Source organism: Lapidilactobacillus dextrinicus DSM 20335, assembly GCF_001436095.1.
GTDB lineage: Bacteria > Bacillota > Bacilli > Lactobacillales > Lactobacillaceae > Lapidilactobacillus > Lapidilactobacillus dextrinicus.
The window spans coordinates 1-20,732 of sequence record NZ_AYYK01000015.1 but is presented as its reverse complement, the minus strand read 5'-3'; the positions used below and the strand labels follow the sequence as shown (position 1 = coordinate 20,732).

Here is a 20,732-nt window from a genome sequence, read left to right as displayed (position 1 = left end):
GCGCCGAGAGTAGTTGGTGGGAGACTGCCTGCGAGGATAGGGCGCTGCCACGCTAACTTGAAAGAACTCATAATGAAAATTATGAGTTCTTTTTTTGTACATAAAATTAATATAGCTGCATCTAATACAGAGAAAACAAACTGTCTTCATTAAATCTATAAATAATCATTGACTCAATTAACGCTATCGATCAATTTGATCACAAATGCCTAAAAATATATATCATTATTTTTTTAAATTAAAAACAACTGTTCTTTATTGTGAGCATATCTGTTGCACAAATTATTCCAATAGTATATTTTTATATTATGCGATGAAATCGGTTGCAAATAACAAACGCTATTTAATTCGCAACGGAAAATTCATTGATCAACTATAATTATGAAAATATGAGGTGCTGATTATGTCTAATCAAAATACAATTCCTGCAAGTGTCGCAATGTTACGTGTTCTTGAGGCATGGGGAGTTAAGCATGTGTATGGTTACCCAGGTGGCTCTTTTAACTCAACGATGGCAGCTTTGGATGCTGAAAAAGAGCGTCTTAAATATGTCCAAATTCGTCATGAGCAGGTTGGTGCGATTGCGGCTAGTGCAGATGCTAAGTTAACTGGTAAAATTGCGGTAACTTTTGGTTCAGCGGGACCTGGCGCAACGAACTTGCTAACTGGCTTATATGACGCTCGTGAAGATCATGCGCCGGTTTTGGCATTGATTGGGCAAGTACCAAGTACTAATATGAATTATAATTACTTCCAAGAATTTGCCGAAAATCCGATGTTTGAAGATGTGGCAGTTTATAATCGTTTGGTCATGACACCGGAAAGTTTGCCTTATGTTGTGGATAAGGCGATTCGTGAAGCGTATAAATATAGTGGTGTAGCTGTTGTTGTTATTCCTAATGATTTTGGCTATGTGCAAATTGCAGATGAACCTTATACTAGTACATCACCATCTGATATGAAGAAACAACCACTACCAAGTACAACTGATGAAGAAGCAGATCATGTATTAGAAATGATCAAACAAGCTAAACGTCCAGTGATCCATGTTGGTCGTGGTATTGGTGCTGGTGGCGAAAAATTAGTTGAGTTATCTAAGAAGTTACAAATTCCGATTGTGACTACTGGTTTAGCTAAGGGGTTAGTTCGTGATGATTATGAAGGTAATCTAGGTTTCGCTAACCGGGCAGCTATGAAGGCAGCTCAAGAAGTTTTTGGCGTGGCTGATTTAGTAATTGCCTTGGGGGCAGATTTCCCATTTGCTAATTTAGTCTATCGGACTCATCCATTTAAATTCGTTCAGGTCGATATTGATCGGGCACAATTCGGACGTCATCATTATTTGGATTATGGTATTTGGAGTGATGCAACGGATTTCGTTGAGAAATTACTAGCGCACAGCGAGGCTGTTGAACCAACACCATTCTTTAAAGCAGCAGTTGCTGATAATAAAAATTGGCGTGAGTATCTTGACAAGATGACTAACCGAGAAACTGATCCGTTAGAATTCGAACCAATTTATAAAGAAATTAACCGTATTGCAGAACCAGATGCAATTTTCTCAATTGATGTTGGTGATAACATTATTAACTCGTTCCGTTACTTGGATATTACGCCTAAGAATAAATGGACGATCTCATCGTTGTTTGCAACTATGGGTTATGGTTTACCAGGCGCTATTGCTGGTAAATTAAGCTATCCAGATCGCCAAGTCTTCAATATTTCTGGTGATGGGGCCTTTTCAATGGTGATGCAAGATTTAATTACGGAGAAGAAATATCAATTACCAGTCATTAATATTATTACTAGCAATACAACTTTGAACTTTATTAAATCAGAGCAAGATGATATTAATATGGTTCAACATAGTGGGATTGATATTGAAGACCAAGATTTTGCGATGATTGCTAAGGCAATGGGAATTGAATCAGTGACTGTTCGCAAGAGCAGTGAATTAGCAGCTGCTTTTGATCAAGCACTAGCCGTTACTAAAGCCGGGCGACCATTCTTAATTGATGCTAAAATCACGGCTAAACGTGGTTTACCAGTTGAAGAATTAGAAATGAAGATTGAAGATGGTAAGTTAACCGAATCGATTAGTGCGAACTATAACGCTAATCATACGTTACCAAAAGCAGATTCAGTAGAAGAATTCTTTGCAGCGTACAATGGTAAAGAATTAAAACCATTAACTCACTTCTTTGATGAAGCTGGCGTTGAACTATAAACAAAAAACTGTCTGACAATTTAGTCAGACAGTTTTTTGTTTGTTATTAAAGTTACCCATTGTTACAACTAAAAAGAAAGTTGAACAATTATATTGGAATTTTGGCGATTATTCAGCAGCGCTAACAGTAAAAGTAGAACTGACGGCAGTTTAAATAAATTTTATAAAAGTGAGAATAAAGAAACAGTCTTTATCGTTAATAACTAGTTAAACTTATTTTTTAAATGCTATAAATGGATAAAATTTATTTTTAATTGAATTAAATGAGAAAAATGTCAAACTCATTCTGCATAAAAAGCCGCTTTTGCAAAAACATATTGCATAATTAATCATTTGCGAGCATAATTGAGCCTAGACAATAAATAGAAAAAGGTGCAGTAATTGAAAAATAACACTAAAAAGATTTCATTAATTGGCTTAATTTTAATGATTTTTTCATCGATTTATGGTTTTGGTAACACGACTGTTGCTTTTGAACAAATGGGTTATGCAAGTATTGTTTGGTATATTTTTGCAGCTATTATCTTCTTCTTACCATCAGGGTTAATGTTTGCTGAATATGGTTCGGCTTTAAAAGATAGTCACGGTGGTTTTTATTCATGGTTATCTAATTCAATTGGCGAACGGGTTGCCTTTGTTGGTACGTTTATTTGGTTAGCTAGCTGGGTTATTTGGTTGGTTTCAACGTCATCTAAAATTTGGATTCCTTTAACGACTTTAATTGCTGGTTCTGATCAAACGCAGACTTGGCATTTCTTAGGGTTACAACCTATCCAAACGGTTGGCCTATTGGCGGTTATTTGGATGATCATTGTTACTTTTGTGACAGCTCGGGGCGTGGATTCTGTTGCCCGGATTGGTTCGATCGGTGGTATTTTCATCATGGTATTAACCGGCATCTTCTTTGCCGCTTCAATTATTTTATTGATAGTTAATCATGGTCAACTGCAACAACCTATTACCGGTATGAGTAGCTTTGTAAAATCACCTAATACATCATTTGGTTCACCTTTAGCAATTCTCTCATTTGTTATTTATGCGATTTTTGCATATGGCGGTATGGAAACCATGGGTGGAATTGTTGATGACTTAGATAATCCGGAAAAGAATTTCCCACGTGGTATTTTATTTGCGACTTTCTTTATTACGATTTTCTATTCATTATCAATTTTCCTTTGGGGAATTAGCACGAACTGGGTTAAAGTTATCGGTGGTGATAATGTTAACCTTGGTAATATTACCTATATCTTAATGAACAACTTAGGTCTTTTCTTTGGTGAAAGTATTGGTTTATCTCACTCAACATCAATACTATTAGGTTCATTATTGTCGCGGTTTGCTGGCTTGAGTATGTTTATGGCTTACTGTGGTTCTTTCTTCATTATGACTTACTCACCATTGAAGTCATTTATTCTAGGTTCACCTAAAGAATTGTGGCCTACTAAAATGACAAAATTAAACAAACATGGCATGCCTGCCTTTGCAATGTGGATTCAAGCTGCTTTTGTTTGTATCGTTGTGGTTTTAATTTCATTTGGTGGTTCTGGTGCTCAGAAATTCTACTCAATCTTGACAGATATGGGTAATATTTCAACAACCGTGCCTTATTTATTCTTAGTTGCTGCTTTCCCATATTTTAAGAAGAGAAAAGATTTAAAACGACCATTTGTCGCTTATAAAAATAAATTGTTTACGAATTTAATTGTTTTTGTGATTTTGGTTGTTTTAGTATTAGGGATTGTCTTCACGGCTATTCAACCAATCTTAGAACATGATTACATGACTGCTTTCTGGACAATTATTGGACCAGTCTTCTTCGGTGGTGTGGCAGAATTATTCTACTTGTTACGTAAGAAAAAATTGAAAAAATAACGCAAATAAAAAAAGACCGTAATTGCGGTCTTTTTTATTTGCTTAAATTATTGTTTATTGTGTCCGATAAATAACGAAATAACTGCCACAACAATCACAGCACCTAAAATAGAAGGCACTAACGCCATGCCGGCTAATTGCGGTCCCCAAGTACCAAAGATCATTTGACCTAATTTTGCACCGAGTAAGCCACCAATGATGTTGCCAATACAGCCTAAGGGCATATCACGACTGGTAATTGCACCAGCGATTGCACCAATAATAGCGCCAATAATTAATGTCCATAACCAACCCATAAATTTAACCTCTTTTCATAATGAGTTAGTTTCATTCTAGCATAAGCTTTATTCTCGTTGAAGAAAAAGAGCGGCTTACTAAGCTTTAGTGATTTGTAATTAGCGTATTTCCAGAATGATATTTTGCATTAAAACTATCATCAAATCACGGCTAATGGTATGATGCAAGTAGGTATTTTTATAATAAATCATGCTCATGCATATTAATTAGAGGGGTGTTTTGATGGAAAGTTTTGCAAAGTATTTTGACCATACTTTATTGAAGCCGGAAGCAACTGAAGATGAGGTTCGTAAAGTTATTGACGAGGCTAAGGAATACCAATTCGCATCTGTTTGTATTAATCCATACTGGGTTAAATTAACAGCTGATGAATTACAAGGTACTGGTGTTACTACTTGTACTGTTATCGGCTTCCCTCTGGGGGCAACAACGACTATTTCTAAAGTGGCTGAAACTGCCCAAGCTTTACATGACGGCGCTCAAGAAGTTGATATGGTGATTAACATTGGTGAATTAATTGCCGGCCATGATGACGCTGTTAAAGCTGATATCGAAAATGTTGCCCGGGCTGCTCATGCTGGTGGTGCTAAATTAAAAGTGATTATTGAAACGTCACTATTAACTGACGATCAAAAAGTTAAGGCTTGCCAATTAGCTGTTGCTGGTGGCACAGACTTTGTTAAAACTTCAACTGGTTTTTCAACTGGTGGCGCTAATGCTCACGATGTTGCGATTATGCGGCAAACTGTTGGCCCTGATATTGGCGTTAAGGCTTCAGGTGGTGTGCATAGTTTAGCTGATGCTCAAGCTGTGATTGATGCTGGTGCTAACCGGATCGGTGCGAGCGCTTCTGTTGCGATTATGAAAGAATACGAAGCAGCTCAAAACTAATTTTTGCGACTATTTTTCAAGGAGGGCGTTACTTTGACAAATGATTATCGTTTCAAGCGTGTTTTTGGGATTGTCCTTGATTCTATTGGGATTGGTGAAGCACCTGATGCTGCTAAATTTGGCGATGAAGGTGCCGATACACTAGGTCATATCGGTGAATTCTGGCAAGGTAAGTTCAGTGTTCCTAATTTACAAAAACTTGGTTTAGGTAATATTCGTGAAGATAAGCCAATTCTTGGCGTCGAACCTATTACTGATCCAGAAGGCTATTATGGCAAGATGTTTGAAATCTCAGCCGGCAAAGATAGTATGGATGGTCATTGGGAAATGATGGGCTTGCCTGTTACTAAACCATTAGGCTTCTTCCCTAATGGTTTCCCTGAAGAATTAATCAAAAAAATTGAAGATTTCAGTGGTCGTAAAGTTATCGTTAATAAACCATATTCCGGAACAGAAGTGATTCATGATTATGGTGAACAACAAATGGCTACTGGTGATTTAATTGTTTATACGTCTGGTGATTCTGTTTTACAAATTGCCGGTCATACTGATATTATTCCGCTTGACGAATTGCGAAAAATTTGTGAGTATGCCCGTTCGTTGACGATTGATGAATATCATGTTGGTCGTGTCATTATGCGGCCTTACAATGGCCCTGACAAGGATCATTTCGTACGGACGAGTGATCGTCATGACTACACCTTAGAACCAACAGAACCAACTGATTTAGACCGTTTAAAGGCTGCTGGTCTAGATGTACTTGGTGTTGGCAAGATTAATGATATTTTCTCTGGTCATGGAATTACTAAAGGTTGGCATACAACGAGCAATATGGACGGCATGGATAAAACCATTGCTGCTGCCGACACCGATTTTACAGGCTTTTGCTTTACGAACTTAGTTGATTTTGACGCAATGTATGGTCATCGTCGTAATCCTCAAGGTGACGGTGAAGCCTTAATGGCCTTTGATGAACGTCTAGGTGAATTATTGCCAAAATTAAATGACGATGATTTACTGATTATTACAGCAGATCATGGTAATGATCCAGGCTTTAAAGGAACGGATCATACCCGTGAATATGTGCCATTGTTGGCTTACTCACCAAGTACGGGAACGGGTTCATTAGGGATTCGTTCACCATTCTCTGATTTTGGCGCGACGGTTCTTGATAACTTCCACGTGACTGGTAAAGAAGTTGGCCAGAGTTTTTTAGCAGAGTTGAAGTAGGAGGAAGCTAATGAGTACACATATTGGTGCTAGTAAAGGTGAAATTGCTGAAAAAGTATTGTTACCTGGTGATCCATTACGGGCAAAATATATTGCCGAAAACTTTTTAACTGATATTAATCGTTATAATGAAATTCGCAATTGCTTTGGTTACACTGGCCTTTATAAAGGTGAACGTGTTTCTGTTCAAGCCACAGGGATGGGAATTCCTTCAATCTCAATTTATGTTAACGAGCTGATTCAAGAATACGATGTCCAAACTTTGATTCGGGTTGGTACAGCCGGTGGCATGGGTAGTGATGTTCATATTCGCGATGTTGTTTTAGGACAGGCGGCTTCAACTGACTCTTCAATTGTGACGAATACTTTTGGACCAGGTGTTAATTTTGCACCGATTGCTGATTACGGCTTACTATCACAAGCAGCAAAAATTGCTGAAGCTGAAGGTATGAAGTGGCATGTTGGGAACGTCTTAGGTGAGGATCGTTTCTATAACGATGAATTAGACAAACAAAAATTAATCGATTATGGTATTCTCGCAACGGAAATGGAATCACCAGCGCTTTATTTGTTAGCTGCTAAATTCCATCGCCGGGCTTTAGCCATTCTAACGATCAGTAACCATTTAGTAACTGGTGAAGAAACAACCGCTGAAGAACGACAAACTTCGTTTAACGATATGATTAATTTGGCACTACAAGTTAATTAAGCGATTAAAAAGGGCTAGCACATTATTGTGCTAGCTTTTTTGTGTGGCGGAAACTAAAAACTATTATTCTGAAGTTCTTCGTGCTTTCGCAAAATTGCGTATGGCACTTGGGATGTTATCGTGGCAGTAAAAAAATACTTAGCGCTGGAACGTAGTGGGTTTCGATTTAAGCCGAATCGTCTTAAATACGAGCCTTCTTGTAAATACTAAAGTAGTAACAAGAATTTCACTACTGAGCGGTATTTTCTTGCTGTCACTTAGTTTATGAGCTAAAAAGCCAAAACTGTTATCTTGTGTGCTTCACCGCACTTCCACAAAGTTGCGTATGGAACGTGGTGAGACGCTGTTTAAAGTATTTCCAATTCCAAAAAACACAAAAGCTGCAGTTGAGTCGCATACCATATCTCTTTTGTCAGTGCCGGAGGAAAATCGCGGTCAGCCACGGAATTGTTGTTAGTGACTGTGCCACGTACAACAAAGCTTGTGTTTGAGACGAATCAAATTTTATTCGGCTTAAACCAAACTCGCAGCGTTCCACCACGTATTTTCCGGAGGCGTGAAGTAGTGTAACGATGTAACTTTAGCTTTGGCTTTCCCAAAACAACTTTAATTGTTGTGCTAGTTCATCAGCGTTACGGACTTGTTGCTGGTTTTGCCAATGTGGTGGGAATAGGTGCTGGTAACGAGTGCTAGCAAAGCGTTGGTCGATTAATAAAATGATTCCGTGATCGGTGGCGTCACGAATGAGACGTCCACCAGCTTGCATCACGTTATTAAAACCGGGGAGTTGATAAGCATAGGCAAAACCTTGGTGATTTTTTGCTTGGTAGTAATCTTTAATTAGGTTATTCTCAAGACTAAGGCCGGGCAAACCGACGCTAATAATGGCAACGCCGATTAACCGATCGCCTTTTAAATCGATGCCTTCTGCAAAGGAACCACCTAAAACAGCGAAACCAACGAGCGTTTCGGTATTAGTCGTAGCAAACTGATCTAGAAATTCTTGCCGTGATTGTGCGTCATGATAAGTATCTTGCTGAATAACATTGACGGTTGGATTTTTAAGTTGGAATTCGTTTGCCACTTCAGTTAAGTAAGAATAGGATGGCAAAAAGACTAAATAATTGCCCGTTTTAGCTGCAATCATTTTCTGTAACGCCGTGATGATTTTGGGCAAATTAGCGGCCCGCTTTCCATAAGTTGTTTGAATGTAGTTGGTAATGAGCAGGCGTTGGTTGTTCAATGGGAAAGGTGAGGGCATTCGAAAAACTAAGTCATCCGAATCATTTGCCGTGAGTGTTTCTTGATAATAATTAAGTGGCGATAAAGTTGCTGAAAATAAGATAGTTGCGTCACCCTTATGCAGACTTTCTTGTAAATAAGAACTGGCATCTAGGCAACGTAACGCTAAGGTTAACGTTGGTTTAGTTTTGGCGATGGTTTGATAATTATCACCATAAAAGTCATAGATGCGCAGCCAACTGTTTAACTCAAAGAAGTAGTTTAAAACATCTTCGTGGAGCGGATGATCTTGATTTTGGCCTAACCAATCACGTAATAATTCTTGGCTTTGATAAAATTGATTAATAAAATCATCTTCAAGATCGGCAATCGGTTGTTCATCAAGCGCTGGTTCGGGTAGTAGTGTTGGTAGTTTTTTAAAATTGGCTTTCAGTGGTTTTAGCGCTTTGCGTAGGTCGGCGATGGCCTGTGTTTTTTGACCGCGAATATTTTTTTCGATGGCTTTGAGTGGTGCTTGGGTTAATTCGGCACTATACATCTCACGGGAACGACTGACCAGGTTATGGGCTTCATCAATCAAAAAAACATTACCTGGTTGCGGATTAGCGAAGAAACGCAGTAAATAAGATTGCGGGTCAAATAAATAATTGTAGTCACCAATCACCACATCTGCAAATAAACTCGCGTCCAAACTAAATTCAAAGGGATCAACGGTGTGTTTATGGGCGTATTTTTCAATGGTGGCCCGATCCCAATTATCTTCGTGGGCAATTAAATCTTTGAGTGCCGGTTTAATTCGGTCGTAATAACCATCGGTATAAGGCGAGTGGCCAGCAGGATAACCTTCGGGAACAGGGAAGGCAATTTTATCTTTGGCCGTGATGGTGACACTTTTAATTTTTGCTTGATGGGCACGCAGGTCATTAATGGTATGCTCAGCCACCGCGCGGGTACTGGTTTTAGCCGTTAAGTAAAAAATGCGCTGAACTTTATTGTCGACAAACGATTTAACGGTAGGAAAAAGCGTCGCGATGGTTTTACCGGTTCCAGTGGGCGCCTCGGTGAGCAATATTTTTTGAGCGGCAATGGTTTTATAAACAACGCCAGCAAATTGATGTTGACCAGCGCGAAAGTCGGCATAAGGAAACTGTAACCGGCTGGCCGCTGTGTTACGTTCAATTAACCACTGCGATCTTAAATGCAACCAGAATTCGTATTCTTTTAAAACGTCCTGTACAAATTTATCTAAGTCTTCATATGACCAGACTTGTTGCTTACGGGTGATGATTTCGGTCGTCGTTTGAAAATAGGTTAATTGGACGGTAACTTGGTCGACTTTTTCTTGCTTAGCTAAAATCCAAGCGTAAAATTTGGCTTGACCCCAATAACGAGTTAAGGCGTCCTGTGTCAAATCAGCAAAGTCGGCTTCAGCGGTTTTAATTTCGTCCACGAGAATAGCGTGCGTATCAGGATCAATGATGACACCATCCGCGCGACCTTCGATTTTGATGGCTTGGTCATCTAAGGTCGTCTCATAGCTCAAGCTAATCTCTTTTTGATAATCAGGACCGGCTTGTTTCTGCAGCTTGCGATGAATCCGAGCACCTTCTAAAGCAGTATGGTTACTGCGCGATTGCGCGACGAGATCACCGGAGCGTAACGTAAATTCAATTAATTCGCGAATGCCGATTTTCTGTACCACGATCTCGCCTCCTTTAAGATAATGCATTGCCCTTATTATACCCGATGTGTGTTTGAAAAAATGACTTAGCACTGCTAATCAGTTAAATAGTAGAAAATTAATAGATTGTTGTTCTTTATACTTCCGCAAAGATTGCGCATGGAATGTGGTATTAGTTTAAGCCGATTTTTCCAATCAGCTTAAACCAATGCTCGCAGCGTTCCACCAGTGTATTTCGTGTAGGCACGAAGAACAGCCACCTAATCGCTCTAGAATTTAGTACCTCAAGTAAGACTGTATTTCATGGCAAATTCATCGCGTTCAGAAGTTTTTGCTAAGACTGTTGGTCGAAATACGGTGAGCAAGGTGGTATGATTAATTCATTAGAATATGGGGAGTAGACTCATGAAATTATCAATCGAGCAATATCAAAATTATTTAAAAGAAACAGAGCCTGCTGAACGTGCAGTCTCTGCAAAATTTGACTTAAATCAGGCTGGCTTTGAACAGCTAGCAACGGCTTTAATCGATAATCTTCAAGAATTATTAGATGAAGGTCGCTTAGGTTTTTCTAGCTACGAAGCAACGGCTGAACCCGCTGTTAAGTTTAGTCTAGAAATGAGCCCGGTTAATTTACCAATGGTCGATTTTAAGAAGGTTAATCAATTTTTTGAAGATGAAACAGCATTAGTACCACTAAAGATTTATTTGGTTACCCGCTCAGAATTCATTAACGTTTCTAAACTACACATTGATTTACTAGGTGAAAGTGATCAAGACTTATCAGCCGATGACTTGGCTAAAATGTTAGCTGAAAAGTACGCCATCATTGTTGATACTTTTAAAAATCCACCAGCACCTAAACCAGAACCAAAGCCGGCAGCCAAGAAGACTGCGACTAAAAAACGCACTACTAAAAAGACTACGACGAAAAAAGCTGCTGCTAAGAAAACCACAACCAAAAAAGCGACAACTAAGACTACTAAAAAAGCAACCACCAAAAAGGCAACAACAGCCAAGAAAAAGACGACCGCTAAGAAAACGGCGGCTAAGGACTAGGCAATGAATCCTAATACTTTTATTGAAGTGGTTTTACAATTTTTCGTTTATGGCTTTATTGGTTGGCTTTGGGAAACGGGTTTGTATTTAGTGAAAGAACACCATTTTGTCAGTCGGGGCTTTTTGATTGGCCCGATTATTCCCATTTATGGCTTTGGCGTTCTGGCAGTTTTGTATTTGTTGAAACCGTGGGTTAATAATATTGTCTTGCTTTATATTTCAGCGACAATTGTGGTGACGGCTTTAGAATTTTTGACAGGTTATTTATTAGAAAAAATCTTCCACACCAAATGGTGGAATTATGAAAAAGTACCGCTTAATCTTGGCGGCTATGTTGCTTTACCCGTTTCACTTTTCTGGGGTATTTGCTGTGTTTTAATCGTTGAATTCGTTCAACCCCAAGTTTTAGCTTGGGTTGATTGGGCTGGCGCAACTTTTGGCTTGTTATTGCCAGTTGTTCTAATTGCCATCGGCATGTTTGACTTTGGCTTTACTTTAGCCAACTTGCAATCATTCCGGCAACGAATGGAGAAACTCAATGCGACTATCGAGGATCGCAAAGCCAAGCTCTCTACCGAACTGGGCGAAGTGCGGACCGATTTGCAGCAGAATTGGGATGACGTCTTGAAGGACAATCCAAAATTAGCAGCGCGTTTATCTAACTTAAGTTTTGGTCAACGTCATTTGTTAAAGAGTTTCCCTAACATGAAGATGAAGAATATTACTTCACCAACAACTGAAATTAAAGATTTAGTCGAAGCTTTACGTAAGAAGTAAAGTTGACTGCATAATAAAAAGCTTAGGATAACTTATCCTAAGCTTTTTTTGTTCATTATTTGCGACCAATATCATAATCTTGATCTTTCATTGCAGCAACGTGACCTAATAAATAGCCGTTACCAACTTGAGAGAAGAAGTCGTGATTAGCCGTCCCTGTTGATAAACCATTCATAACGATTGGGTTAACATCATCTGCTGTATCAGGGAAAAGCGGATTTTGACCAAGATTCATTAAAGCCTTATTAGCGTTATAGCGTAGGAAAACTTTAACATCATCAGTCCAACCAACATCATCGTATAAAGCCTCTGTGTAACGTTCCTCGTTATCATAAAGATCATAGAGTAGATTATACATCCAATCTTGGAAGCGCGCTTGTTCGTCCTCTGAGAGAGCTTTAAAGCCAACTTGGAACTTATAACCAATGTAAGTGCCGTGAACTGATTCATCACGAATAATTAATTTGATAATCTCGGCCACATTAGCCAATTTATTGTTACCCAAGTAATACAAAGGTGTGTAAAATCCAGAATAAAATAAAAATGTTTCTAAGAAAACACTAGCAACTTTCTTTTCTAAAGGTTTGCCGTTTTGGTAGATCTCATTAACCATTTTGGCTTTCTTTTGCAGAAATTCGTTGTGGTCAGTCCAATCAAAGATTTCATCAATTTCTTCAGCAGAACAAAGGGTACTAAAAATTGAGGAATAACTTTTAGCATGCACAGATTCCATGAATTGAATGTTATTGAAGACTGCTAACTCTTGTGGGGTTCGCACGTCTTTACGTAATTGGTCAATGCCATCTTGTGATTGTAAGGTATCTAATAAAGTTAAACCACCAAAAACGTGATCAACGACGGTTTTTTCGGTGGCATTTAGCGTACGCCAATCATCAAGATCGTTAGATAAGGGAATTCGGGTATCCAACCAGAATTGCTCGGTTAATTTTTCCCAAGTCGCTTTGTCAATTGCATCTTCAACTGCGTTCCAATTGACAGCTTTGTAATATGTTTCGACCATAATGAACTCCTTTTAGTATTTTTATAGGTGTAAATGATTGTACTTAGCTAAGATTGTGTAGCGCCGTGGCGGTAAATCAATACTTGTCGCTGGAACGTAGTGGGTATCGCTTGAAGCCAAATGAATCGCCTTCAAGTCGAACCTTAATGTAAGCAATAAATTGCTAACATTAATATCACTACTGAGCGGTATTGATTTACCGCCACTAAACCAGTGAACTGACAACTAAAACTATTATTTGTGCAAGCGCTGGTGAACAAATTGGCAGATTGACTTAAACTTTAACGGTATTATTCAGTCAGTGCCGGAGCGAAATCGCGGTCAGCCACGGCAATATTGTTAGTGACTTGTCACTTACAATAAAGTTTGTATTTGAGACAAATTTATTTGGCTCAAATCAAACTCGCAGCGTTCCACCAGCGTATTTCGTGTAGACACGAAGAAGAATGCTTTAAATAACGCAACTTTCACATTCGTTACTGCCGACTTCTTGTGCATCGTCGGTAAAGGTGCGGACGTAGTAAATTGACTTAATACCTTGATAATAAGCATAGTTACGCAGAATGCTTAAATCACGGGTAGTTTGTTCAGGTTCGTTTTTCCATTCATACAAACCGTCAGGAATGGTTGAGCGAATGAAGAATGTGAGACTCATGCCTTGATCAATATGTTGTTGCGCAGCAGCATAGATGTCCACTACTTTACGCATGTCTGTATCGTAAGCAGATTTGTAGTAAGGAAGTGTCTCATTATCCAATAATGGCGCTGGGAAATAAAGCTTACCGTTTTTCTTTTCAGTCCGTTCTTCAATTAAGCGGGTAATTGGATGGAGACTAGCACTGGTATCATTGATGTAAGAAATTGAACCAGTTGGTGCAACGGCCAGGCGATATTCGTTATAAAGCCCATCTTTTTGTACTTTAGCTTTTAATTCACGCCACTCATCTGGTCCCGGGATAAAAATACCCTTGAATAGTTCGGCCACTTTTTCTGAAGTTGGCGCAAAGCTGTGTTGAAGATATTGATCAAAGTAACTGCCATCAGCGTAGGCTGACTTTTCAAAGTTATAGAACGTTTCGTGACGTTCAGCAGCAATTTGGTTGCTGGCAACTAATGTCCAGTAATTCAACAACATGAAATAAGTACTAGTAAAAGCCAATGAGTCTGGCGAACCATATTCAATATGATGCTTAGCTAAGAAAGTATGCAAGCCCATTGCACCCAGACCGATTGAATGGCTTAATCGATTACCATGAGCGATTGACGGCACGGCTTCAATATTAGAGCTATCAGAAATAAAGGTTAGCGCGCGCGTCATGGCTTGGACAGACTGACCAAAATCAGGACTCGCCATTAAGTTCAAGATATTAGTTGAACCAAGATTACAGCTAACATCAGAGCCCATTTGTTCGTATTCTTGGCGATCGTTAATGATCGATGGTGTTTGAACTTGTTGAATTTCAGAACAAAGGTTACTCATAATAATCTTGCCATCAATTGGGTTGGCACGGTTAACTGTATCGATATTTAGAATATAAGGGTAACCAGATTCTTGTTGTAATTTACTAATTTCGTTTTCAAGTTCGCGGGCTTGAATTTGATACTTTTTAATTTTAGGATTAGCCACCAAGTTATCGTATTCAGCCGTAATGTCAACATATGAGAAAGGTACGCCATATTCTCGCTCAACATCATAGGGGCTAAATAAGTTCATGGTTTGATTGTTACGAACCAATTCGTAATACTTATCAGGAACAATGACGCCTAGTGATAAAGTTTTAACACGAATTTTTTCATCAGCGTTTTCCTTTTTAGCAGAAAGAAAACTAATGATATCAGGATGAAAGACATTTAAATAAACAGCGCCAGCACCCTGGCGTTGACCTAATTGGTTACTGTAACTAAAGCTATCTTCCAATAACTTCATTACTGGTAAAACACCACTAGAAGCGCCAGTAATCCCCTTAATTGGCGAACCAGCTTCCCGTAAGTTAGATAAGGTAATGCCGACACCGCCGCCGATTCGAGATAATTGTAAGGCACTGTTAACGCCGCGACCAATACTGTTCATATCGTCGGTGATTTGAATTAGGAAGCAGGAGACGAACTCACCGCGACGTTTACGGCCAGCATTAAGAAAGCTAGGCGTAGCTGGTTGGTAGCGTTGGTGGATCATTTCGTCAGCCAATTGCGTTGCTAGTTGTTCGTTTCCATCGGCAAAATATAGCGCGTTAAATAAAACGCGCTCTTCAAAGTTCTCCAGATAAAATTCGCCATCATTAGTCTTCATCGCGTACTGATTGTAGAACTTGTAGGCGGCCATGAACGATTTAAAGGTGAAATGTTGATCTAATAATTCTTGATAGAGTTTTTCAATAAATTCAGGTTGATATTTTTGAATAAAATCAGCTTCAAGGTAATCTTCAGCAATTAAGCGTTGGATTTTTTCGGTAATTGAAGCAAATTTCTTCGTATTAGGTTCAACATTTTCCTTAAGAAAAGCGGCCAGTGCTTCATGATCCTTATTAAGAGGAATTTGACCGTTGACCGGGCGATTGAGTTCGTTATTTAATTTGAAATAAGTGACGTCACTGATGTTTAACTGCTTTAAGCCCAAGTTGAGCCACCACCTTTTTGAAATTTTTAACGTCGGTTGGTGTGCCATTGAATTCGAAGTCAAAAACAACGGGCACATCTAAGCCTTTGGCAATATCTTTAGCATTATGAATATAAAGGTCGTTGAAATTACGATTGCCGCCACCAGCTACGCCGACTAATTGTTGATGATTACTGTTATAGCCAAGGAAATCAATCACGGGTTCTAACATTTCGTCATCATAAGTAGGGATGACTAAAACATAAGGTTCGCCCATTTCATAATAAGGGTTAGCATCAGTAATTTCGTAAGCGGCTAGCTCGGTTTTTTCAATAAAACGTCGAGTTTGGCCGGTAATTGAATAAAAAGCAATGGCAGTCATTAACCAACCAACTTTCTTAACGCGGCTGGTTGAAAACCAATGATCGGTTGTGCATCTTCACGAAAGACAATAGGCACACTCTTATAACCTTTTTCGCGTAAGTAATTAGCAGATTCAGGATTTTGGTCAATATTAATTTCTTGATAGCCAATTTGGTGTTCATTTAAATAACGTTCTGTCATTTTACATTGCATACAACCGTTACGTGTGTAGACAACAACTTTGTGATTATTCATGTTCATTAACTCCTTTTAATCGTAAATAACAAGGTTATGAGGTTCAAGGCGATTAGTAAGCCATGAATTGATTATAGCCACAAAAATCATTTAACACAACATATAGCTATTGCCGCAAAATTAACATTCTATATGTGGTATTGCCTTATTGACGCGATTTTTAACTTACAAAAAATAAATTTAAATTTTTTGATTGACTAATAGCGCTTTGCGTGTTAAACAAGCGTTCGCTTTGTGAAAAAAGTGCGATAAAAGGAGTAAGACAAAAGTTGTTTAGGCAATAGGCATTAAATTGCAAAAATCGCTAAATCCGAATATGGATTTAGCGATTTTTCGTTAATCTTACAATGCTTGAGCTTGGCGCAGTTCATCACGTAGCACGTCACTTAAACGGTGAATACCGTAATCAATCGTTGCTTCATCAGGCGCCGCATAACTAATACGTGCACCATTATAAACAGACTTGCTGGCATAAAGGTTGACTGAAGGAACGTACAGAATATGTTCAGTCGGTGCCATGCGCTCGCGGAGAATCTTATCGAAATCCAAATTGGCTGGACCTTTTAGCCATAAGAAGAAACCACCATCGGGGTGAGAGTACTCGAAGCCCGCCGGTAGGTATTTATCTAAGGCGGTCATCATCCAATTACGTTTTTGTTTGTAATCAGCGCGTAAGTTAGCCAAGTGTTGCTTAAAGTCATGATGTTCTAAATAATCAGCAACAACTTGCTGAGTTAATTCTGGTGATTCCAAATCTGTGCCGTCTTTTAAGTAGCGAATTTGCGTTAAGAGTTCTGGGTCAGCTAATAACCAGCCTAACCGCAAACCAGGTGCTAGAATTTTAGAAAAACTACCTAAAGAAATCACGCGACCTTCTGTATCTAGGGACTTCAGTGAAGGTAGATTTTCACCGCTGAAACGTAAATAGTGATAAGGATCATCTTCTAAAATAATCACGTGGTAGCGGTTGGCTAATTCGATTAAACGCTGGCGTTTCGCTAAGGACATGACAATGCCAGTCGGATTTTGGAAATTAGGAATGACGTAAATGAATTTAATTTTCTGAGTTAACAGAATTTTGTTCAATTGAGTTAAGTCGGGGCCATCCATTTCCATGGGTAATTCCGAGTAGGTTGGTTCATAAGCAGCAAAGGCAGCCAATGCACCGGTATAAGTCGGGGCTTCTACTACAATGTTATCGCCTTTGTTTAATAGTAGTTTGGCCACGAGGTCTAAGCCTTGTTGAGCACCTTGAGTTAAGATGATTTCGTCTGCAGTGATGCCATAATTTTCTTGATTAAGTTGAGCGGCTAATTTTTCACGTAAGGGTCGATAACCTTTAGCGTTATGATATTGCAAGGCGTCTAACCCGTTATCACGTAAAACCCGTTGGTAACTTTCAGTGATGGCTTGATTGGGAAATTGTTCAGGGTCAGGTAAGCCACCGGCAAAAGAAATAATATCGCCAGTAATGTCAGGAATAAGATCTTCTAAACCAGTTTGACTTGTCATTTTCGTACGCGATGCTAACTGATTCATAGTAATCCTCCGTTCTTTTCTCGATAATTTTATGATAGACTAAAACTAAAGATTAGTAAAATTCAACTTATTCAATGTAAGATGAATTTTACTCAACTAAAAAGTAAAACCAGTTGATTTTTAACCATGTCCTTAACCAATCGGGATATGAGCATTACTAGGAGGTAACAGGATGACGGTATTTCAATATGAGGTTTTTGCCAAGGTTGTCGAATACAAGACGTTTTATCAAGCCGCTCAGGCGTTAAATGTGACCCCTAGTGCAGTCAGTCATTCGATTACGCAATTTGAAAATGAGTTGGGTTTTCCACTGTTTATTCGCAACCGTACTGGGGTAACACTAACACCTGATGGAGAAACGGTTTATCCGATTGTGCAATCAATTCTCAATACTGAGTCGCGCTTGCGCCAAGTTGCCGATAGTATTCAGGGAGTAAATTCAGGTTCGATTCGAATTGGTGGGTTTAGTAGTGTCTGTATTAATTGGTTACCGCCGATTATTCGCTCGTTTCGTAAGAAATATCCTAATATTGAGATTAGTATTGTTCAAGGAACGTTTCGTGAAATTGATGAAATGGTGCAGCAAGGTAAGATTGACATTGGGTTTTCAGCCTTACCCGTTGCCAGTAATTTGATGGTAACACCATTGATTAATGATCCGATTTATTGCGTGGCACCATTGAACTTTACGCCTAAAGATAAGAAACACGTGACCACTGATGATATTGGTAACCGGCACTTTATTCTACAAAAAATCGATTATGAGGGTGGCACGAAAAAAGCACTTGATCGTTATAACGTGACCCCAAATTCGATTTCCTATTCAATTGATGACCAATCGATTTTGGCTATGGTGGCTAGTAACTTGGGCTTAGGTATTTTGCCGGAATTAGCGCTACAAAAAATTACTGATGATGTTCAGGTTTTTCCTTTTTCAGAATCGTTCCACCGAACTGTTTGCTTAGTGACTAATAAAGTGCAAGCAGAAGCACCTTCGACGCAACGCATGATTCAAGAAATTGATCAGTATTTAGCCAAAGCGTACGGCGATCAGTACTTAGCAAGTTTGCCAAGTAAATAGTCATTTTTTAAGATTGATGGCAATTTAAGGCATGAGTTTTGATAATACGTTATAATTTAGCCATAGATGTGTGGGAGGATTTCATATGAATTCAGCATGGAATTGGATTGGCTTAGCAGCCTGGTTTGTTTTATTAGTCTTTTTAATTTTCATCGTTCAAAATATTCGTCATCGTCATATTAAGATGATTATTATGACCAAGCGAACGTTTAGCTTGTCGACGATGTTACTTGATTTATTATTGATCGTGATTTTTCTTGGTGGCTTAGGTTTCATGAGTTATCAAACCTTCTTTAGTCATGTTGACGTCGCTGATCAAAAAATGGTTGCTGTTAAATATGACACAACCCCGTTAGTTTTGCAGACTAATGGTGCAAATGGTTATTTCGTCACCGTTGAGCAAGGTGCAGGACGGACACCAATTCAAAATTACACTTACTGGACTGAAGGTAATAAATATCAGGTTAAGAGTATTCATGCCAGTATTGCAACTGGTGATGATCCAGTTTCCATTGGGTCTAAAGTTTATAAAATTCCTGAAAAATTAATTAAAAAAGCCGATCAAGATTATCGACAAGCCTTTGTTGCTACTGCCCGGGCAACTTACAAACCTAACTTTTGGAACGGTTTAGGCATGCGCGTCGGTAAAAATGCCGTAGATTACACAATGATTCGAGTGCCATCAAGTACCTTTGTTAGTAAGAAATAGTTAACTAGATTTAACTATTAAGTATTGGAACCAATTGCGGTTAACCGCTAATATTGATTCAGTTTAAAATTAAGGCTATTAAAAAAGTCTGGTTCAAGTTTTACTTGAACCAGACTTCATCTTATTGGGCAATCGATTTTTCTTCGGCGATTGGGGATAGGCCGTTATGGCTAACCACAATCTTATGATTTAATTCGATCACATTGCTTTTATCAATTTCGTCACTTTCAGTAATTGTTAATAAGGCAGAATTTTCATAGACCTTTTCGACTGTACCGACAAAATCATGCTCCATATCTTCTTTGACGTGACAATTTAATGTATCACCAACGTGAATATCTGAAATTTTCAATTTAAGGTCCTCACAATCTAATTAATTTTCGTAAATTAGGAGTCGTTATGAGCAGAACAGTTGCCAATAAATTGTTTATTATTACCGGCGCTTCTGGCACTGGCAAAACCACAATTAGTCATTACTTGCGTGATAATTATGGCATTCAACGTGTCATTACCCACACAACGCGGCCACCGCGGACTAATGAACTCGATGGCCGAGATTATTACTTTGAAACTGAAGCGAGTTTTAAGCAGAATCATTACATTGAAGCAGTTAGTTATTCGGGATATCATTACGGTTCATCACGCGAAGCATTGCAAAAAGCTTGGCACAAGCAGCCCTTTGTTAGCCTAGTTGTGGAAACTAAAGGTGCGGAAGCTTATGCGCAAGTTATGCCCCAACAAATTGTGGTGCTATTCATTACCGTCTCGAATCCTGAAGTTTTGTTGCCACGCTTAGAAGCACGAGGCGACCAACCGGCCGAAATTGAGAAAAGATTAGCAAGTGCAGAGTCAAAACGTGACTTACAAGTGCCAGCAGCTCTAAAATCAATTGCTAAGGTGATTAATAACGATCATTGGGCAACAGCTAAGCAACAGATCGACGAGATTATTAAAGCTGAAATCCGCCAAAACTGTTCTCAATAACGACGCTTTAATGAATGATAGGGAAGAGTATAGCATATTTTAAAAATTATTCACAAGACTTTAGACTGATTTTTAGCAATAAGATGATCACTTACTAATAAGTGATATAAGATATCATGTAAAAGTGCATCCTTAACGTTATATAAGGAACTGCAACTATTTTTTGAAACATATAAATAAAAGCAGCTTTCTACATTAG

Annotated in this window: 18 protein-coding genes; 10 read left to right on the top strand and 8 right to left on the bottom strand. The window is 38.8% G+C overall.

From position 1 onward, the window contains the following. Positions 1–403: 403 nt before the first annotated feature. On the top strand, positions 404–2,227 hold the full coding sequence (gene spxB / locus FC84_RS06730) for a pyruvate oxidase (protein WP_057757101.1): 1,824 nt from the start codon (positions 404–406) through the stop codon (positions 2,225–2,227). A 381-nt stretch (positions 2,228–2,608) separates the two neighbouring features. Further along, complete coding sequence (yjeM, locus tag FC84_RS06725; RefSeq protein ID WP_083479570.1) at positions 2,609–4,099, top strand: glutamate/gamma-aminobutyrate family transporter YjeM; 1,491 nt, start codon at positions 2,609–2,611, stop codon at positions 4,097–4,099. Between the two features lie 47 nt (positions 4,100–4,146). On the opposite strand, the gene FC84_RS06720 is transcribed toward yjeM, so the two are convergent. Further along, positions 4,147–4,395: a GlsB/YeaQ/YmgE family stress response membrane protein gene (locus FC84_RS06720; protein ID WP_057757099.1), complete on the bottom strand. Its 249-nt coding sequence runs from the start codon at positions 4,393–4,395 to the stop codon at positions 4,147–4,149. Between the two features lie 220 nt (positions 4,396–4,615). Between FC84_RS06720 and deoC the strand changes: the two genes are divergently transcribed. From deoC to deoD, 3 genes are read left to right on the top strand one after another with little or no spacing between them, the layout of a single operon-like run. Further along, positions 4,616–5,287, top strand: coding sequence for a deoxyribose-phosphate aldolase (gene deoC, locus FC84_RS06715; RefSeq protein ID WP_057757097.1), 672 nt, complete (start codon positions 4,616–4,618; stop codon positions 5,285–5,287). 33 nt (positions 5,288–5,320) lie between these two features. Further along, a complete protein-coding gene (locus FC84_RS06710; protein WP_057757095.1) occupies positions 5,321–6,517 on the top strand; it encodes a phosphopentomutase in 1,197 nt (398 codons plus the stop codon). A gap of 10 nt (positions 6,518–6,527) precedes the next feature. Continuing rightward, complete coding sequence (gene deoD / locus FC84_RS06705; protein ID WP_057757093.1) at positions 6,528–7,226, top strand: purine-nucleoside phosphorylase; 699 nt, start codon at positions 6,528–6,530, stop codon at positions 7,224–7,226. 580 nt (positions 7,227–7,806) lie between these two features. Here deoD and FC84_RS06700 read toward each other — a convergent pair. Next, positions 7,807–10,170, bottom strand: coding sequence for an ATP-dependent DNA helicase (locus FC84_RS06700; RefSeq protein WP_151425872.1), 2,364 nt, complete (start codon positions 10,168–10,170; stop codon positions 7,807–7,809). A 384-nt stretch (positions 10,171–10,554) separates the two neighbouring features. Between FC84_RS06700 and FC84_RS06695 the strand changes: the two genes are divergently transcribed. After that, positions 10,555–11,208 carry a hypothetical protein gene (locus tag FC84_RS06695; RefSeq protein ID WP_057757090.1) on the top strand — a complete coding sequence of 218 codons (654 nt, stop codon included), beginning with the start codon at positions 10,555–10,557 and terminating at the stop codon, positions 11,206–11,208. Positions 11,209–11,211: 3 nt separating this feature from the next. Beyond that, positions 11,212–11,985, top strand: a complete 774-nt coding sequence (locus FC84_RS06690; protein WP_057757088.1) for a putative ABC transporter permease — start codon at positions 11,212–11,214, stop codon at positions 11,983–11,985. 55 nt (positions 11,986–12,040) lie between these two features. On the opposite strand, the gene nrdF is transcribed toward FC84_RS06690, so the two are convergent. The 5 genes from nrdF to FC84_RS06665 all read right to left on the bottom strand — a co-directional run bounded on the left by nrdF (position 12,041) and on the right by FC84_RS06665 (position 17,759). Beyond that, entirely contained in the window at positions 12,041–13,006 is a 966-nt protein-coding gene (nrdF, locus tag FC84_RS06685; RefSeq protein WP_057757087.1) for a class 1b ribonucleoside-diphosphate reductase subunit beta, read from the bottom strand. A gap of 451 nt (positions 13,007–13,457) precedes the next feature. After that, a complete protein-coding gene (gene nrdE / locus FC84_RS06680) occupies positions 13,458–15,623 on the bottom strand; it encodes a class 1b ribonucleoside-diphosphate reductase subunit alpha (RefSeq protein ID WP_057757085.1) in 2,166 nt (721 codons plus the stop codon). Further along, positions 15,595–15,984 carry a class Ib ribonucleoside-diphosphate reductase assembly flavoprotein NrdI gene (gene nrdI, locus FC84_RS06675; protein ID WP_057757083.1) on the bottom strand — a complete coding sequence of 130 codons (390 nt, stop codon included), beginning with the start codon at positions 15,982–15,984 and terminating at the stop codon, positions 15,595–15,597. Before nrdI ends, nrdE begins: the two co-directional genes overlap by 29 nt. Next, positions 15,984–16,220, bottom strand: coding sequence for a glutaredoxin-like protein NrdH (gene nrdH, locus FC84_RS06670; RefSeq protein ID WP_057757081.1), 237 nt, complete (start codon positions 16,218–16,220; stop codon positions 15,984–15,986). Before nrdH ends, nrdI begins: the two co-directional genes overlap by 1 nt. 342 nt (positions 16,221–16,562) lie before the next feature. After that, positions 16,563–17,759 carry an aminotransferase-like domain-containing protein gene (locus FC84_RS06665; protein ID WP_057757080.1) on the bottom strand — a complete coding sequence of 399 codons (1,197 nt, stop codon included), beginning with the start codon at positions 17,757–17,759 and terminating at the stop codon, positions 16,563–16,565. A 172-nt stretch (positions 17,760–17,931) separates the two neighbouring features. Between FC84_RS06665 and FC84_RS06660 the strand changes: the two genes are divergently transcribed. Together FC84_RS06660 and FC84_RS06655 are read left to right on the top strand one after the other, a co-directional pair. Continuing rightward, positions 17,932–18,840: a LysR family transcriptional regulator gene (locus FC84_RS06660; RefSeq protein WP_057757078.1), complete on the top strand. Its 909-nt coding sequence runs from the start codon at positions 17,932–17,934 to the stop codon at positions 18,838–18,840. Between the two features lie 85 nt (positions 18,841–18,925). Beyond that, entirely contained in the window at positions 18,926–19,549 is a 624-nt protein-coding gene (locus FC84_RS06655; RefSeq protein WP_057757076.1) for an LVIS_2131 family protein, read from the top strand. Positions 19,550–19,670: 121 nt separating this feature from the next. On the opposite strand, the gene FC84_RS06650 is transcribed toward FC84_RS06655, so the two are convergent. Continuing rightward, entirely contained in the window at positions 19,671–19,901 is a 231-nt protein-coding gene (locus FC84_RS06650; RefSeq protein ID WP_057757074.1) for a hypothetical protein, read from the bottom strand. A gap of 47 nt (positions 19,902–19,948) precedes the next feature. Here FC84_RS06650 and FC84_RS06645 point away from each other — a divergent pair, with 47 nt between their 5' ends. Beyond that, positions 19,949–20,533 carry a guanylate kinase gene (locus FC84_RS06645; RefSeq protein ID WP_057757073.1) on the top strand — a complete coding sequence of 195 codons (585 nt, stop codon included), beginning with the start codon at positions 19,949–19,951 and terminating at the stop codon, positions 20,531–20,533. The last annotated feature ends 199 nt before the right edge of the window (positions 20,534–20,732 follow it).